Consider the following 16,305-nt stretch of genomic DNA (forward strand, 5'->3'; position numbering starts at 1 on the left):
CGTGGCGCAGCAATGTGCGCACGTCGGCGTCGGTGTTCGTCGGCGGCTGGGCGAACACCGCTGTCACCGCCGCTCCGGTCGCGCGTAGCAGCTCGATCGCGAACACCCCCGGATCCTCACCCGCGACGGCTGCGGCCTCCGCGACCGTCAGCCCCTCAGTGTCGCGGTACGCGTCGTGCGGGGCGCCGCCGATCGTGGCGCGGTCGAACACATCCGCAACCTTCGAGAACCACTCGTCCCGCAAGCCGCGCACCACCTCCGGCTCGCCAAGCCGCTCCACCAGCACCGACGGCGCCAGCGCCTGTAACTCCGGCGGCAGCAACGGCAGGGTCAGCAGGGTGAACCCACGCAGATACGGGTACGAGTCGAACGTGACGTCCACGCCGTCCTCACGCGCGGTCTCGACCAGCTCGATGAGCATGTTCGCTGGGCCGTGAAGGTGCGACACATGCACCGCCACCCCCGTCCTCGTAGCGATCTGGTGGACCTCGTCGATCCCGACCCAGGCTTCGGCCTCGTACCCGCGCATGTGCGTCACATACGGCCGTCCCGCCGCCGCCAGCGGCTCGGCCACCGCGGCCAGCTCGTCGACATCGGCGTACAGACCGGGCGCATAATGCAACCCCGTCGACAACCCGCACGCACCGTCGGCCAGACCCTGCTCGACCCTGCGTACCAGCTCCCGCAGCTGTCCCCTGTCCAGCTGCGGTTGCAGCCCCGCGACGTCGTAACGCAACGTGGCGTGCGGCAACAGATGCGCGGTGTTCACCCGAACCCGGCCATCCAGCAACGTCCGGTATTCCCCCAGGCCAAGCCCGCCAACGACCCACTCCGGGTCCGCGGAGCCGTTGATCCCCGCGAAGTACTCCCCCGCCCACGCCACCGCCGCCGCGCCACCCGGGGCGAACGACACCCCGTCCTGCCCGGTCACAATCGTCGTCACACCCTGACGCAACAGCGCCAACTGCACCCCGTCATCGAGCACGGCGGCGTCGGCGTGCGAGTGCGCGTCCACAAACCCGGGCATCACCACCCGCCCAGCCGCATCCACCACATCCCCCGCCGGTGCATCACCCAGCCGACCGACTGCAGCGATGACGCTGCCAGTGATACCGACGTCGGCCCGCCACCCCGGCGCCCCCGTCCCGTCCACGACCAGCCCACCACGGATGATCACGTCAAAGGTCACGTCAGCCCACACCCTCGATGATTGATCGGATCTCGTCGACCGCGTCTACCAGCGTGTGCAACGGCGTGCGGTAGGCGACCGCGCTGACACTGACCGCGCCGCTGGGCCGGCTCGGCGAGGTCAGCCACACCGGCACCGCCACACATGCGACGCCGTCCTCGTTCTCCTGATCATCGACCGCGTACCCCTGCGCCCGGATACGGGCCAGCTCGTCGACGAACGCATCACATGTGGTGATCGTGTTCGTCGTACGTCGCGGCAGCCCGCCAGCGCGTACCCAATCACGCAAAGCCTGATCGGTGGGCAGGTCGAAGGACAGCAACAGCTTGCCGACCCCGGTGGCATGTGCCGGGTTGCGGCCACCGATCTCCGAGGTCAGCTTCACCGCACCAGAGGACGGGTCGACCTTGGCGCGGTAGACGATCTCGCGTCCGGCGAGGACGGCATAGTGGGCGGTCTCGCCGAACCGCTCCGTCAGCATCTCCAGCACCGGCCGGATGCGCACCTGTTCCGGGCGCTGCTCATGATGGGCGAACGCCAACCGGAGGAACTCATCGCCCAGCATGTAGCGGCCGCGTTCATCCTGCGAGGCGAACCCGATCCGGCGCAGCGCGCCCAGAGCGCGGTGAATCGTCGGCTTCGACCCGCCCACCGCCCGATGCAGCTCGTCCAGACCTGCACCGTCCGGGCGCTGGGCCAGCTCATGCAGCACCACGAGCACCCGCTCCGCCCCGACCACGCGGCTCTCGTCGTCCGACTTCGGCGACATCATGTCCCCGCCGGACGCAACCGCAAGCCTTGCATGCCACCATCGACCGCCAACGCGGTCCCGGTCACCGACCCGGCGGCCGGGCTTGCCAGATACACAATCGCCTGTGCCACCTCCGCCGCCGTCACCAACCTTCCGGTCGGCTGACGCTCCTGCAACGCCGCCCGTTCAGCGACCGGATCCTCGGCGTCGTTGAGTAACCGCTGCACCCACGGCGTGTCCACCGTCGCCGGGTTCACGCAGTTCACCCGGATCCCCTCGCGAACGTGATCAGCGGCCATCGCCAACGTCAACGCCAGCACCGCCCCCTTACTCGCGCTGTACAACGCCCGCCGCGTCAACCCAGCCGTCGCCGCGATCGAGCACGTGTTCACCACCGCCGCCCGATCCGAGCGGCGCAGATACCCCAACACCGCCCGGCTCACCCGCGCGATCCCCACCACATTCACATCCAGCACACGATGCCACTCGGCGTCGTCGTTGTCCTGCACCGTCCCCGACGCGCCGACGCCGGCGTTGTTCACCAGCACATCCACCCCGCCCAGCGCGCCCGCCGCCACATCGACAGCGCGTCGCACCGAGGCGTCGTCGCTGACATCACAGCGCACACCGCGCAGACCGTCCGGGACGGCATCCACGTCGCGGTCCAGAACCGCCACCCAGGCGCCCCGCTCCACGAACAGGCGAGCCGTGGCCAGCCCAATCCCCGACGCGCCGCCGGTCACCACCGCCGACATGCCGGCGAGATCACTCACCACACATCACCCACCCTCTCGATCATGTTCTGATAGTTAGAACTATAATCTAACAATCAAAACTCCGCTCAGGCGGGCGAGCACACGCCGCACGATCGGGGAACGCGGAACACAAACAGTGAGGGGACCCATGTACGCATACGTCGGCTCCACCACCATGCCCACCCAGGGCGGCCCCGCCACCGGCATCACCATCGTCGATCTCGACGGCCCCACCTCCAGCATCCACGCCACTGCCACCCACGAAGCCGTCCAACCGATGTACCTGGCCACCTCACCCAACAGGTCCGTGCTCTACGCCACCCAAGCCACCGACGAAGGCCGCATCAGCGCCTGGAGGATCGACGACAACCTCCGACTGTCCCCGCTCGGGCACCCCCGACCCAGCGGCGGCAGCACACCCTGCCACCTCTCCGTACACCCCAGCGGGCGCTACCTGCTCACCGCCAACTACACCAGCGGCACCATCGCCATACACCCCCTCAACCACGACGGCTCTCTCGCCGAACCCAGCCACGTCCTAAGCCACCAAGGCGACGGGCCACACAAACGCCAAGACGCCGCCCACCCCCACATGATCATCACCGACCCCGTCCACACGCCCGGACGCGGCCACATCCTCGCCGTCGACCTCGGCACCGACACCATCCACCGATACCAGCTCGACCTCGACACCGGACGCCTCACCGAAACCGACCACATCGCCGTCCTGCCCGGCACCGGGCCACGACACCTCGCCATCCACGACCGGCACGCCTACCTCGTCGGCGAGTTGGCCTCCACCCTCACCACCATCGACCTCGTAACCTCCCCACCCACCGTCTGCACCGAGGTCCCCACCCACGTCACCGGCGGAACCGAACCCAGCTACCCATCCGCGATCCGCCTCTCCCCCGACGGCCGCCACGTCTACGTGCTCAACCGCGGACCGAACACCATCGCGACGTTCGCCCTCGACGGACCGAAGGCCACACTCACCGCCACCACCGACGCCGGCGGCGACTACCCCTGGGACGCCATCCTCCACGACGGGCACATGTACGTCGTCAACCAGCGCACCAGCACCCTCACCGTCTTCCACATCGACACCGACACCGGCATCCCACGCCCCACCGGCACTCAGCTAGACGTTCCGCATCCCGTCTGCATCTTGCCCGTCGCCCCAGGGAGCCGCCACCATGCCTGAGCGCACGATACGCCCGAATGATCCGGCGCTACGCTGGGCCGGAGCGATCACCGTGGAACACACACCGCATTGGTCCCGGGCCTGGCGAGTGCCACACGAGCGGCTCGACCTGTTCCCCGGCGACGGTCTACGCAACCGTGCCGCCGCAGCGGCCGGCGTGCGCATCTGCTTCGCCACCGACAGCACCACCATCGCAGGCCGCATCGTCCCCGGTGACGCACCCAACGAGTTGTCCCCGATCGATCTGGTCGTCGACGGCTCCGCAACCGCCACCACGGCTGTCATTCACGACGACCGCTTCGCCTTCACCGGACTGCCCGCTACACGCAAGAACGTCGAGCTCTGGCTGCCCCAGTTCGGCGAGTTCCGCTTGCAGCACCTCTCACTCGACGCTGGCGCCACCGTGCAAGCTGCGCGGCCAGCCGTAGCGCCGAAACTGATCACGTATGGAAGCTCCATCACCCACTGCCGCGCCGCCGCCTCCCCCACCCGCACCTGGCCCGCGATTCTCGCCCGCACCCTCGGCGTCGACCTGACCTGCCTCGGCTACGGCGGACAGGCCCACCTCGACCCCATGATCGCCCGGATGATCCGAGACCTTCCCGCCGACATCATCACCACATGCTTCGGCATCAACGTCTACGGCGGTGGCACCTTCAACACCCGCTCGTTCCTCCCCGCCGTCCTCGGCTTCCTCACCACCATCCGCGACGGACACCCCGACATACCTATACTGGTGATCTCACCCATCTACTCACCCGGCCGCGAAGACCAACCCGGCGCCAGCGGGATGACACTGAAAGAGATCCGCGACCACGTCAAAGACGCCGTCCACCTCCTCCACCACTGCGGCGACCCTGACATCCACCTGCTCAACGGACTCGACGTACTCGGACCCGAACACCGAGACCGTCTATTCGACAACCTGCACCCCGACGCGCACGGCTACGAACTCATGGCCGACAAGATCACGCCCGTCGTCAGACAGCTCCACCAGGCGCCGCGACTCAAAATGCACGAGCTGACGCCACCATGACAGCGTCGTCGACCTCCTCAGGCCGTTCGACCTTGTTGTGGTCCCACCACCCGCAATCTCGTCAGCATCCACACCCCGCGAGGCTGATGAGTCAACCGTGGGTCTCATGGAGGCACGAGGCCCCGCGGTCAGGTCCATTCGAAGGTGAGCACCGCGGTCCGGGTGTCCGGTTCGAAGAACAACAGAATCGCGTCCGAGCCCTGGTGCCGCCACGGGTATCCCGCCGTCGCAGCACCGCGCGGGTGCTAATGAACTTCCTCATGACGACCCGCACGCTCTTGACCTAGCCGTCGGGTTCTGGCCTTCCGTCACCTCGCCGGATCTCTGAGCTAGCGGCCTTCACGCTCGCGTCGGTGACGGCATCTCCGAACGCCGCCGTCGAGCGCGACCATTACGAGGCGCCGTCAATCAGGCAGCATAGGTCATCAACGTGGCAGAACGGCTTCGCCCCGCACCCAGCGAACGCTCAGCGGGGCTTTCTGAACGCAGGCAACGCGCGAAGCCTTCACCGCCTGCACACCGGTAAACGTCAGTCCAGTGGGTTAGTCCTCGTTCGGTGACGCTCTTGCGGGCGTGTGACGCTCTTGCGGGCGCGAAAATGACACGTGACTACAGTCAACGGCCGGCCCGGTGCAAGCTCAACGTCGACAGCCAGCGCGCCTCGGCCCATCCGGGTCGCGACAGCCCCGGAGTCGTCGGCCTGCAGCGGAGCCAGCCATTCGGGCAAGCCGGCGATGTCGGCAACTACAGTCGCCGGGTAAGAAATCGGATACATGGATACACAGATCCGGTGTTCCAGCGGTTGTCGGCGTCGTCTGGCAGGCTGAGGAGTATGTGCGGACGCTACGTTGTGCGCCAGAGCGCGGATGATCTGGCCGAGGAGTTCGGGGTCGACCGTGTCGAGGTCCATGAGCGACTCGAGCCGGACTACAACGTCGCGCCCACGAAGACCTCGCCAGTAGTACTGGCGCGCCCACCGCGAGACGCCAAGGACGCCGGTCCTGTTCGGCAGCTGCGGGTCCTGACGTGGGGTCTGGTTCCGTCCTGGGCAAAGGACCCGAAAATCGGGAGTCGACTCATCAACGCCCGCGCCGAAACCGTGCATGAGAAGCCCGCGTTCCGCCGCGCGTTCGGGACCAGACGCCTGATCATCCCCACTTCCGGGTTCTACGAGTGGTTTCCCACTCAGCAACGCACCACGTCCGGCAAGCCGGTCAAGCAACCGTTCTATCTGCGGCCCAAAGACGAAGGGGTCCTGGCCCTGGCGGGGATCTACGAGTTCTGGCGCAACCCCGACAAGCCGCGCGATGACGACGATGCGTGGATGACCACGTTCACGATCATCACCACGAACGCAACCGATGACGTCGGCCACATCCATGACCGCATGCCCATGACCGTAAGCCGAGACAACTGGCGGAACTGGCTCGACCCGACGATCAACGACCCCGACGATATCCACGCGCTCATGGCCCCACCACCCGCTGGCAGCCTAGACCTCTATCCGGTCTCAAAGGCCGTGAACAACGTCAAGAACAACGGCCCGGAACTCATCGAACCCCTGCCGCCGAGCTGACGCGCGTCTCCCGTCCGATAGCACTACGGGACCTACCTGCTCCACGCTCCGCACCCAAGGTTGCATGGTCCGCTTGTCGGAAAATGTCGACCGCATGACTCGCGAGTCAATTCACCTTGATCCGGAACTCCCCGAGGCGAGTCACGAAAACAGCAGGCAGAGACGACAGCAGCAGCGCTCGAAGACTACGACGACGCTGCCACCGCTGGAGCGCCGTACGTCAAATGATGCGGCCGGCGGCTCATGCGGCTGTGTACCTCTTGCTGCCCCCGGTTGATCGACTGCGCTGCAGCCGTCGCACTTCTCGATCTTCCTCGTCGTCGTTCATCGACGAAGACCTGGCACGTCATGGTCGCCGCTGCGGCAGCAGCGAGTTCCTCAAGGGACATGTCATCCCCCCGGGGCTCCACGCCAAGCTGGGTCTCATGCGCGTCGCTGAGTGGCGCCCCCGTCTCGCCGCGCTAGAGGTTCTTCAAGCGTTGCGGCAGCGTCGGCAGCGTGGCGCGGCAGTTCCAGCGACCCCGTGCCAGACCTGCACGGCCCGCACTGGAGCACCTGTAGGAGTCAGCTCGAGGCGCACGCTCACGCCAGGCACACACAGTGCGGCCGCGTACCCGTCGAGGGTCATCACCCCGGGTGAGGCGGCGTGCTGCGGCTGCGAGAGCACCGGCCCGGTGTCCCCTACCGCTGGATACGGCAACGGCTGCAGCAGCTCAACCGCGACTGGCTCGCACATCACCCTCCCGAGGGCGCGCAGCAATTCCCTGCCGTAGGCGTACTCGCGTTGCAGATGCTCACGCAGCCGGGTCGCACCGTCGATGGGGTCGGCGAGCCTGATCTCTACCGTGTGCTTGCACGTGGCGAACGGACATGTCGCGACAGTTATGCCGGATCCCATCACCCAACTATCGAACTTCCGTTCGAGTTTGTCACGTTGATCACGCCTCAGGATTCTGGTCGGATCACGTCCCTCCCGCCATGACCGTGGGGCGTGGGGTCCGTCGGTTGCACGCATCCGGCCGCGAACCCCGTCGCGTAACTTGGCCATAGTCCGCGTGTCTGGCAGACAGACAGCACTCCCTATTGGGGGATCGCGGCCCCGAACGGGGTAACCTTGGCGGGCGTTCGGAGCATGCACGACACTGTCGAGATCGGCAGCGGCTTGAGATGTTCTGAGAGCATGTTGCGGTAGCGGTCAGAGGTCTTGATTGGCCACGTTGCTGACCTTGCTGGCTCGGGCAGCTGTATGGTCACAGTCACGGCCCGCTCGCCGTCAATGTGAGGATCGTCCTCGACGAGTACATAACGTAGCCGTGCCGGGTCGCCTACTTGTGCCAGTCTTTCATTGAGCTGCGTCAGCCTATTCACGACCAGCTCCGCCACGTCGAGATTCCGTCGTGGCCTGATGTCCCGGCCTGTGAGCGTCACAATCGCCGGGGCGCCATGGGGCGCTGGTGAACTCGACGTCGTAGCCTCCGGATACGTACACGCCGACGACGGTGCCCACCTCACCCGCGACCAGTCCATGTTGCGGCAGGTCGTGTTGGAGGACGACGATGTCATGTTCCTGATGCGTCCGCACGTCGCGACTCTGGCTGACGCGTCGGGCGCGGAGTCGAAGAACGCTCAGCAGCTCGGACAGGTCGATCAGTCCCTGTGCTTCGTCGCGTTCTTGTGCGCCCATGCCGCTTTCGTCCTGTTTGTCGAGCAGGCTGTCCAGGCGTGCCCTGAGCCCAGACGGAAAGCTCAGGTCCAGCTCGTGCAGCCCGCACGCCAGGTCTTCGTCTGTGAGGTAGACGTCAAGGTCGCGTGCGGCCAGGGTGTCGGTCTCGGGCGTGCCAGCAACCGCGTACGGGCCTGACTCGTCGGCGATCTCATCCAGCGCTGCGGCATGCGCGAGGATACGTACGAGGCGCTGCCGGATGTGGTCCACGACCTCACGCGCGTCATCTTGTCGCCGGTCATCGGCGTTGATCCATTCAGCCAGGTCAGCGATTGTGTCTACGACCAGCCGCGCGGCCGCACGCTTTCTCGTCAGAGCAGGCGTGTCTTCACCGAGTTCTTGCCGAGGGACGTCCTTGGCACGGCGAGCACCATCGGATCGGCCGCTTCGTGCAGCGCCCACGAACTTCGGCAACCGGCGCCTACGGACCTTGTCGGGGTCGTGACTCTCGTCCGGTCTGTCACGCGTCATCCTGAGCCTCCGAGATCACGAGCCTCATGTGCAATTGTTTCTTCTGGTCCCGTCGAGGCCGCCCTCCTGTCGCCCGAGCCGTGACCAGCTCGGCGCGGTTCGGTGGGCGTGACGATGGCGACGGTACCTTTGAAGGTCGAGCACCATTCGCCGTGTCGGCGCCATCCGTGTACGTGAAGTGCATGATCGGCACGGCCGAGGTCGCCGATCCAGTCGACCTGCCACTCGTCGACGGTCCAGGCAATAGCTCGTCCGGAGTGATCGCTTTGACCACCAGGGTGGGGCTGCCCTGAAAGTTGGCCCAAGCGTCGAGAAAGCGTCGCTGCCGGAGAAGATCCATTCCGCGTGTCTGGCGGTGTCGATGAGCATTCACGCCGGCTGAGTTGCCCTGGTCGATATCGAACGTGGCCATAGTGCCGCCGATCGAGGCGAGGATCTGCTGGCTAAACCGGTCGATGGCGATGCTGAGCGGGCCGTCTGCGCTGCGCTCGAGGCGCGGCAGCACAACGATCCGCACATGATGGTCGTCGTCGCATTCGACCCCGAGCGGGTACAGCTGCTCCCGCGCGAGTGCGTCGTGGATCTGCTCGTCTGCGCCTAGCGTGGTGGTGCGGACGACGGTGCGGTTCTCGTCGTGGATGTGTATGCGACGCGGCGTGGCGGCGAGGTCCACATCAGCGGTGTACATTGGCTCTCCCCATTCTTCTGGGACTCACAGACGATGTCAGCAGCCGCGCCGGTGCTCCCTGGGCTGGGGCGCCTCGGGTCAGATGTCTCGTCGATGGCCTCGTAGAAGTGCTGTTCCCCGTCCTCGGTGAGGTCGTTGACGACCAGCTCGTCGCCGAACGTTAGCTGCATGGTGGCAGCCAGAATCTTCGGCCCTCCTCGCCGACGAGCGCCGCTGGTGTGGATCGGTCATCTAGGCTTCCCTGACGCCTGGTGCTCGGCCTCGGCCTCCGCGTCGGCGCTGACGGTCTCGGTGCGCCCGTGCTGATGGTCGGCCGTGGCATTCGGTGTACCGGGACTGGTCTGGTCCGGGCGTGCGCGATGGGTCGCGTCGCCGCGAGGCGTGGTGTGGTGGTTGCGGGCCAGGTCGGCGGCGGAGGTGAGAGTGTTGGCGAGCCGGCGAGCGCGGCAGCCGTCGAAGACGAAGGTGCAGGCGCCGGCAGGGTGACTGAGCCGCATCTCGATCACCGGTGTCGCGGTGAACACGACGTCCACGACGTAGTAGTCGGTACTGGCGTGGTGGCGCAGTAGCACCGCCTCGTCAATGTGCCAGATCGCGAGATTGCCGTTCCAGTCGTCGAAGCCGCGTACACGTTGGACGCGGACCGCGGCTGCGGTACAGCCTCGGCTGGGGCAAGTATCCACCGTTTCCACGACGCGGGCGACCTGGTTACCGCTGTAGCGTTCCAGGGTGACCAGCGCACCCGGTGTGACGTGCGGGCGCTGGACGGCGTGGGTGTTGGCGCCATGCAGGTCGAGTTCGTCGGCAGCGAGGGTGAGGTCCTCGGCGAGCCGACGTGCCTGGCAGGGGCTGTATATGTGGGTGACGGGTGGATCATCCTGCCCGGTGGACAGGGCGATGACGGGTCGGGCGCCGAAGTGCACCCACACGGCCAGGTCGTCGCCGAGCGCAGCGTCGACGCGGGTGCTGTGCAGGGTGACGTCGTTGGCGTGGCGGGTGTCGATCCGGCCGGTGTCGAGGTCGCGGACACGCACCGCACGCGCGGTGCAGCCCGCGTTCGGGCACTCGGCGAGGCGCTCTATGACCTCGGCGACACTGTTGGGGTCCTGGTCGAGTGCGACGACGTGGGCTCCGGGCTCAATGTCCAGGGCACGGGTTGTGGTGGTCATGGCTTCGTCCTCCTCACGGTCGGCGGCTAGTGCGTCGACCAGCTGGTTCATGGTCACGATGTGGAGGTCGTCCACGGCGTCTTGGCGATGTCCGCGACGGCGTGGTAGCGGGCTATTGGCGGCGATGACGGTACTGAGCTGGCGCGGCCATGACCGTGCGGGTCGGATCGGGCGACATACACGGGCGCGGGCCCATGAACGACGTTCCGGGGTGGCGTGCTTGCCTTGGCCAGGAGCGTGTCGGCTCCGTCGCGCCATGCCTGACCGTCGCTGGTGTTCATCGGCTTAGAGAGTGTGTTCACTTGCTCGACGGTTGCCGTCACGGCATATCTCTTTCTTGGTCGTGGTAGCCCGGCTGGGTCGGAATGTCGTCTGCGATGTCGGCTTGTTCGTTGATCGCGTCGGCCAAGTCACGGGCTGCTTCGGTATCGAACTCCACGACGCGGTCGATGATGATCAACGAGACCGCACTGGTGAGCGGGTTGGCTGCCACGCCGAGACCGGCAACCATGACGGAGTCCCACGCTGGCTGCGCCCGAGAGTAGATTCCCCGATTGTCATGGCATTGGGGCCCGACGGGCTGGGCACCGAGGCGAATCGCTGCGTCGATCGGGGACTCCCCGTCCAGGGGGCGTGTGCTCGCCACGACGTCGCCGTTCGGGTTGACGATCTGGACTGTGCCGTCGTTGGCGTAGACGACCTCCCACCGGTCGGGTGGCTGTAGGTCAGCGTAGATGTGCGCGCCGGTCAGTGGGTATGAGCCTGCGTCGCCAGCGTCTGCTGTGGCTGTCGACACTCCAGGGCCGTCGACGACGCGCATGTCCTCCACCAGATGGAACGTGGTGAGTTCAGCCACCGCGAGCCGGACGGTGGGGATGGACACCTGATACTCGAGGGCGAGGTCGGCTTCGCTGAGGTGTTCGCCTGAGGCCAGGTCACCTGTCTGGATCATCGTTGCGAGATGCTCGGCGAGCTTGCGGTAGACGAAGTCAGGCTCGCCACGATTCGGATCGAATGGCCCAACTCTTGCGTTGTTGATCATTTGTGTTCACCACCTCTTGGTGTTAGTAGCGTGTACGTGCCCGGGGCGGCATCGTCGCGCTGACGGCGCGCAGGTGACGTCGTGCGCGGTACAGCTGCGCCGTGATCGCGGAGGTGCTAGCTTCTCGACGCCGGGCAAGCCTCGCTGGAGTGTTGCCGTGCACGGTGGTGTCCCACACCAGCTGCCGCCAGCTGGCCGGCATCGCCAGGAAGACCCAGCGGGCGTGCTCGGCGTCGATGACGCGTTGTGCGGGTTCATCGTCGCCGGGCAGGCTGTCCAGCCGGTCGGGTGTGACCGCTACAGCGGCACGCGCCGTGGTTCGGTGCGCGTCGACGACGAGGTGGCGTACGGTCGCGTGCGCATACCCGGAGAAGCATCCGATGCGTGCGCCGGCTCGCAGCCGCACGAGCACGCGCACGAACGCGTCAGCGACGACGTCCTCGGCGCGCTGTGGCCCGATCAGCGCGCGGGCCAGGCGCAACGCTCTCGGGTAGTGCCGTCGGTACAGCGTCGCATAGGCTTCGGCGTCGCCGTCTCGGGCCCGCGCGACGCATTCTTCGTCGTCGATCTCTGCCCACGCTGACTGGGTCGATGTCGCGATCATCCGGGCTCACCACCGGGATCGCAGACGTAGGTGCCTTTGCTCGGCATCACCGTGACGGTCCCGCGCACGCGCAGCACCCGCATGGCTTGCATGGCGGTGACGTGGGAGACGCCCGTTGCCCGGGCCAGTCGGCGGCAGGCCGGGAGCGGAGCGCCGGATCGAAGGCCACGCGCCTTGATCATCGTCGTGATGTGGTCGGCGAACTGCTCATACACGTAGCGGCCGCCTGCCGGCTCAGGGACGAATCGGCGGAACTGGGCCTCGGCCTCGGGCATTCCCCTCTTCGTGGGGTGCAGAAATCCGTCGATGCATGCCTGGCTGGACCATCCAGCGTGATCGAAACACGTACACCTGCAGTACGCGCACCCCCCGGGGGTGGTCTCGTCCGGTGGAGCGGTGGTCGAGCCGTGCTTGTCGTGGCGGTGCCCGCACGTGCACATCTGGCCATTGAGGACAGCGGAGTCGACACTCAACGCGATCAGTTCGGCGGCGTGGGTGGGTGTCATGGCGCCGTCTCCTCGGCGAGTGCTGACGGTTCGTCCGCGGCGCTGGGGTCGTCAGGAGTTCCGTCGGCATTCTGGGCTTTCTCGGCGATGACGGAGGCGAGCGTGGTCGCGGTGGTCGAGTCGAGGTCGACGATCTGTGAGCCGACGAGCAGGCTCATGCCTGCGGTGAGCTTGTTGTCGACGATGCCGACCGGGCCGACGTAGGCCACGCGGTGCCAGCCGGGCAGCACGTATGCGTTCTTTCCGCGCTCGGTGTCGTGCCAATCGCCGACCCGGTGCGCCCCCTGGCGCAGGATGGCTATGTCCGGGGTGTCGTCTTCGATGCGGCTGGCCGCGATCTCGGTGTCGGTGTGGTCGCGGATGCTCAGGCGGTCGTCCCAGACGGTGGCGGTGTAGATCGGGGCATCGACGGCGCCGCGGGGCTCGTCGATCGGATCGCTCGATGCGGTGACGCCCCTGGCGAGCCTGCGCACGTGGTTGTACGCGTTCGTGCGTGGATCGCGCGAGCGTGCGTGCTGGACTTGCACGCACCAGTTGGCCAGAGCGTCGAAGTCGAGAGTGAGCGCGATCGGTGCCTCGTGCAGGCACACGGTGGTCTGCACGGTGGCTTCGTGATTGCCTACGCTGGGTGGAACCAGCACCGCGGTACCTGAGCCGAGCGATTCGAGGAAGATCAGCTCTACCGATACGTCGATCTCGGTTTCCGGCCCGGGGTGATCGGCTGGCTCGCTGAATCGACGCTGTGTCACGGTCGCCGTGTCGCGTGTCATCGTCACCAGCCCGCGTTCGGCCAGACCCACCAGGACGTGCTGCGCGGTGCCCATCGGGATGGCGAAGCGGGCCGTCAGGATTGCCGGGGTCAACGGTTCGCCCCCGGCGATGTCCTCACGTTCAATCGATGCTGTCAGCTGCTCGATCAGGCGGTCCACGAGGTCATCGCCGGTCCTGTCATCGCTGGCATTGTCGTGTGTCATCGCTTCGTACCCTTCTTCGCCGTGATTACCTGGGCGCCACGGCCATGGGCCGGGTTGTCGCGCTGGGCCCGTGTTCGGCCGGGTGATGTGATCGGTGGCGGGTGTGGGTGGACGTAGGTGCCCTTGGCCGGGAGTGTGAGAACGACCTCGCGGTTGCGCAGTTCGTCGGTTGCCCGCCGCGCGGTGCCGATGGACACGTCGTAGTGCTCGGCCAGGTCGCGTTCGCCGAGCAGGCGCGCGCCCGGGCGGAGCGTACCGGCGCAGACCAGGGCGTGGATGTGGTCGGCAAGCTGGAGGTACAGGTAGCCGGGTCCGCTCAGGTCGGCGTCGAAGAGGTCGACCGCGTAGGCGTCGTCACCCATGGCGATCACCGTCCGAGTCGTCAGCTCCGATCGTGATCTGATCGGCGCGCCGGGCCGCGTCATGGACGGCGCTGGCGATGCGGCGGGCGTGAGACGTGTCGTGGCACGCGTACCGGGTGTCGTCGAGCGACAGCATGACGCGGCGGTGGAAGGTGTCCACGCCGACCGTGACGTCACCGGTGAGGACGTCCTCCACGAGCGGTTCGACGGCGGTGACGAATCCGTCGTCGACGGCGTATGTCGGGCCGAATGGGCGCAGTCGCAATCTGTGCAGCGCGTCTTTCGGTCGTTCCTGCTCGCCGAGGTCGGTGTGGGTGACCAGTTCCCCGGCGGAGTTTTCTATCCGCACGTCGTGTGGCTGGCCCGGTGGGTGGATCTTGGCCATGTAGGTCGCCGGGACACCACCTACCGAATCGGCGCGGACCTGACCCCCCGAATCGTGGCCGACGTCCGACGAGTCTGGTGCCGCTGGGCTGGGCGTAGGGGGGTCTGCGGAGGCGCCTGACGCGGGCGAGCTTCGCGCAGGCGTGGGATCTTTTGCGGGTACGGTACTCATTGGGTCTCCTCCTGGCTTGCACAGTGAGGGGATCAAGGGGTCATCACGGAATTGCCGTTCCGTGGTGGCCCCGCCTATCGCAGGTTCGTCGTCTCCTTCCGCTTAGTGTGTGGCCGTGACTGACGGGTTTCGCGGACCGGGTCGGCCGTCGGTGTCGTGGTGTGACATGCGGTTGGCCGCGGGCCTGCTGCTTGCGGACGCTAGCTGACGCTGCACCGCAGTCAAGTCCTGCTCGCGACACAGTGGCGGCGCCGCCGCCGGTACACATCAAGAGGCCTCGGGCCACGCCGGGGGGAGTGGGTCGCTGCCCGCCGCAGCGGCAATGGTTGTGTACACAATCATCCGAATGGCCGATTACCTACCGCCCTGTTTGCTACGTAAAGTACCGTGTTTATCTGTCACGTCACCCGGTGGCACGAGTGACGTCTCGGCACACCGATTGACGTGACATCTGGCTCGCCTCGCACCGGCGAGGCGCGCAGGTTGGGGGGCCTCTGGACGCTGGAGGCCGACATGTGTCAACACAATGAGCACCATGCTCCACAAGGACCGCGCGAAACCCTGGCGGCGGTAGCCGCGCGAATCAGACGCCTTGCTGTCGGGTTAGGAGCCGGGCGATGAGCCCAGGGGATCCACGGTTCATTCGCGCCTTGTACCTGGCGCAGAACCTGTTCGCCGGCAAGTGGATGATCGCGATCTCAGTGGTGCTACTCGCGGGCCCGCTGCATTACACGGACATCCTGCATCGCGTTCGTGAACTCGATGTCGACGTCGATCGGTCAGGACGGCGAAGTGTGCTGCATGAGGCCGTGTTGACCCGCACCCTGCAACGCATGGTGCACGATGGCCTGTTGTCGCGTGACGAGAGGCCATCGGCGTTCGCGCCATCGGTCGTCTATGCTCTCACCCCGGTCGCCACGGAGGCGCTCACCGCAGCCGTGCCGGTCGCCGAATGGGCCGAGACCTACGTCGAGCAGGCATGCCCCAACGGCGCCACGACACCCACGAGTGGATCTCATCTCAACGGCACCCCGACGCCTACGCCTCCCCTGGTCTCACAATATGGAATCACCTGACGTTGGCGTCGCCCCTGTTCGCGTCTTACGCACGCAAAGGTGCGCTCGAACGCTCGTTGAAGTGTGTCGATAGTGATGGTGTAGGTGTGTAGGTCCAGCCGCACGTCGGAGTTTTGATCATGACGGATGCCAGTGGTGTACGACGGGGCCGCTCCCCTGTCCGGTGGCTGAGCGTGGCTGCCGTGGTCGTGGCGGTCGGCTGCGGATCGGGATCCTCCTCGGATTCCGCTGAACAGAGCCCTGACACCGCCTCAAGCCCGCCAGCTTCTGTCGAGCCGACGTCGCCGCGTCTCGCCTCCAGCTCCCCCAAGGACGACGTGGACGCGACGGCCGGAGCGGAAGAGGCGGCGTTGGCGGCGTATCGGGGCATGTGGGAGGCCTACGCCGAGGCCGGCGAGACGGCGGACTGGCGGCACCCCGAGCTGGCCGTGTACGCCGCGGACGAGGCCCTGTCCACACTGACCGAAGGTCTGCATGCCGCCTACGAAGACGGGCGCGTCTCCAAAGGGCGGCCGGCTCTTCACCCGGAAGTCGCCGAGGTCGATCCGCCTGAGGACCCCAAGACCGTGACGGTCTCTGATTGTGGCGACTCGACGGACTGGTTGCAGTACGACGCTGAGACC

At 66.7% G+C, this 16,305-nt stretch carries 17 protein-coding genes and 1 pseudogene; 5 read left to right on the plus strand and 13 right to left on the minus strand.

Annotated features, from left to right (window positions below; genetic code table 11):
- The 3 genes from ELR45_RS10505 to ELR45_RS10515 form a co-directional block, all read right to left on the minus strand.
- The coding region (locus ELR45_RS10505) for an amidohydrolase family protein (protein ID WP_205856355.1) at positions 1–1,189 on the minus strand (1,189 nt) is incomplete at its 3' end.
- A gap of 1 nt (position 1,190) precedes the next feature.
- Positions 1,191–1,958: an IclR family transcriptional regulator gene (locus tag ELR45_RS10510; protein WP_205856356.1), complete on the minus strand. Its 768-nt coding sequence runs from the start codon at positions 1,956–1,958 to the stop codon at positions 1,191–1,193.
- The gene (locus ELR45_RS10515; protein WP_129665886.1) at positions 1,958–2,695 is read right to left on the minus strand and encodes an SDR family NAD(P)-dependent oxidoreductase; all 738 of its coding nucleotides are present in this window, start codon (positions 2,693–2,695) and stop codon (positions 1,958–1,960) included. The genes ELR45_RS10510 and ELR45_RS10515 overlap by 1 nt, the downstream gene beginning before the upstream one ends.
- A 148-nt stretch (positions 2,696–2,843) precedes the next feature.
- Here ELR45_RS10515 and ELR45_RS10520 point away from each other — a divergent pair, with 148 nt between their 5' ends.
- The 3 genes from ELR45_RS10520 (at position 2,844) to ELR45_RS10530 (ending at position 6,511) form a co-directional block, all read left to right on the plus strand.
- Entirely contained in the window at positions 2,844–3,899 is a 1,056-nt protein-coding gene (locus ELR45_RS10520; RefSeq protein ID WP_129665693.1) for a lactonase family protein, read from the plus strand.
- Entirely contained in the window at positions 3,892–4,935 is a 1,044-nt protein-coding gene (locus tag ELR45_RS10525; RefSeq protein ID WP_129665694.1) for an SGNH/GDSL hydrolase family protein, read from the plus strand. The genes ELR45_RS10520 and ELR45_RS10525 overlap by 8 nt, the downstream gene beginning before the upstream one ends.
- A gap of 832 nt (positions 4,936–5,767) precedes the next feature.
- Positions 5,768–6,511, plus strand: a complete 744-nt coding sequence (locus ELR45_RS10530) for an SOS response-associated peptidase (protein ID WP_129665696.1) — start codon at positions 5,768–5,770, stop codon at positions 6,509–6,511.
- Between the two features lie 472 nt (positions 6,512–6,983).
- Here the strand turns inward: ELR45_RS10530 and ELR45_RS10535 are convergent, their stop codons facing one another.
- From ELR45_RS10535 to ELR45_RS10585, 10 genes are all read right to left on the minus strand, one after another.
- A complete protein-coding gene (locus tag ELR45_RS10535; RefSeq protein WP_129665698.1) occupies positions 6,984–7,409 on the minus strand; it encodes a hypothetical protein in 426 nt (141 codons plus the stop codon).
- A 462-nt stretch (positions 7,410–7,871) separates the two neighbouring features.
- Positions 7,872–8,705, minus strand: coding sequence for a DUF4926 domain-containing protein (locus tag ELR45_RS40735; RefSeq protein ID WP_240759455.1), 834 nt, complete (start codon positions 8,703–8,705; stop codon positions 7,872–7,874).
- Positions 8,695–9,393: a hypothetical protein gene (locus ELR45_RS10545; protein WP_129665700.1), complete on the minus strand. Its 699-nt coding sequence runs from the start codon at positions 9,391–9,393 to the stop codon at positions 8,695–8,697. The genes ELR45_RS40735 and ELR45_RS10545 overlap by 11 nt, the downstream gene beginning before the upstream one ends.
- A gap of 227 nt (positions 9,394–9,620) precedes the next feature.
- Positions 9,621–10,619: a hypothetical protein gene (locus tag ELR45_RS10550; protein WP_129665703.1), complete on the minus strand. Its 999-nt coding sequence runs from the start codon at positions 10,617–10,619 to the stop codon at positions 9,621–9,623.
- A gap of 262 nt (positions 10,620–10,881) precedes the next feature.
- On the minus strand, positions 10,882–11,604 hold the full coding sequence (locus ELR45_RS10560; RefSeq protein WP_129665707.1) for a GntR family transcriptional regulator: 723 nt from the start codon (positions 11,602–11,604) through the stop codon (positions 10,882–10,884).
- 22 nt (positions 11,605–11,626) lie between these two features.
- Positions 11,627–12,208 (minus strand): RNA polymerase sigma factor, encoded by a 582-nt coding sequence (locus ELR45_RS10565; protein ID WP_129665709.1) that lies wholly within the window; start codon positions 12,206–12,208, stop codon positions 11,627–11,629.
- Entirely contained in the window at positions 12,205–12,714 is a 510-nt protein-coding gene (locus ELR45_RS37425; protein WP_205856357.1) for a winged helix-turn-helix domain-containing protein, read from the minus strand. The genes ELR45_RS10565 and ELR45_RS37425 overlap by 4 nt, the downstream gene beginning before the upstream one ends.
- A complete protein-coding gene (locus ELR45_RS10575; protein WP_129665711.1) occupies positions 12,711–13,688 on the minus strand; it encodes a hypothetical protein in 978 nt (325 codons plus the stop codon). The genes ELR45_RS37425 and ELR45_RS10575 overlap by 4 nt, the downstream gene beginning before the upstream one ends.
- Positions 13,685–14,050 (minus strand): GntR family transcriptional regulator, encoded by a 366-nt coding sequence (locus ELR45_RS10580; RefSeq protein WP_129665713.1) that lies wholly within the window; start codon positions 14,048–14,050, stop codon positions 13,685–13,687. Before ELR45_RS10580 ends, ELR45_RS10575 begins: the two co-directional genes overlap by 4 nt.
- Entirely contained in the window at positions 14,043–14,435 is a 393-nt protein-coding gene (locus tag ELR45_RS10585; RefSeq protein WP_129665715.1) for a hypothetical protein, read from the minus strand. The genes ELR45_RS10580 and ELR45_RS10585 overlap by 8 nt, the downstream gene beginning before the upstream one ends.
- Positions 14,436–15,223: 788 nt before the next feature.
- Between ELR45_RS10585 and ELR45_RS10590 the strand changes: the two genes are divergently transcribed.
- Both ELR45_RS10590 and ELR45_RS10595 read left to right on the plus strand, forming a co-directional pair.
- Positions 15,224–15,682: a winged helix-turn-helix transcriptional regulator gene (locus ELR45_RS10590; protein ID WP_129665717.1), complete on the plus strand. Its 459-nt coding sequence runs from the start codon at positions 15,224–15,226 to the stop codon at positions 15,680–15,682.
- 317 nt (positions 15,683–15,999) lie between these two features.
- Positions 16,000–16,305: pseudogene (locus ELR45_RS10595) on the plus strand (hypothetical protein); the annotation flags it as partial.

This window comes from Phytoactinopolyspora endophytica, assembly GCF_004138495.1.
GTDB lineage: Bacteria > Actinomycetota > Actinomycetes > Jiangellales > Jiangellaceae > Phytoactinopolyspora > Phytoactinopolyspora endophytica.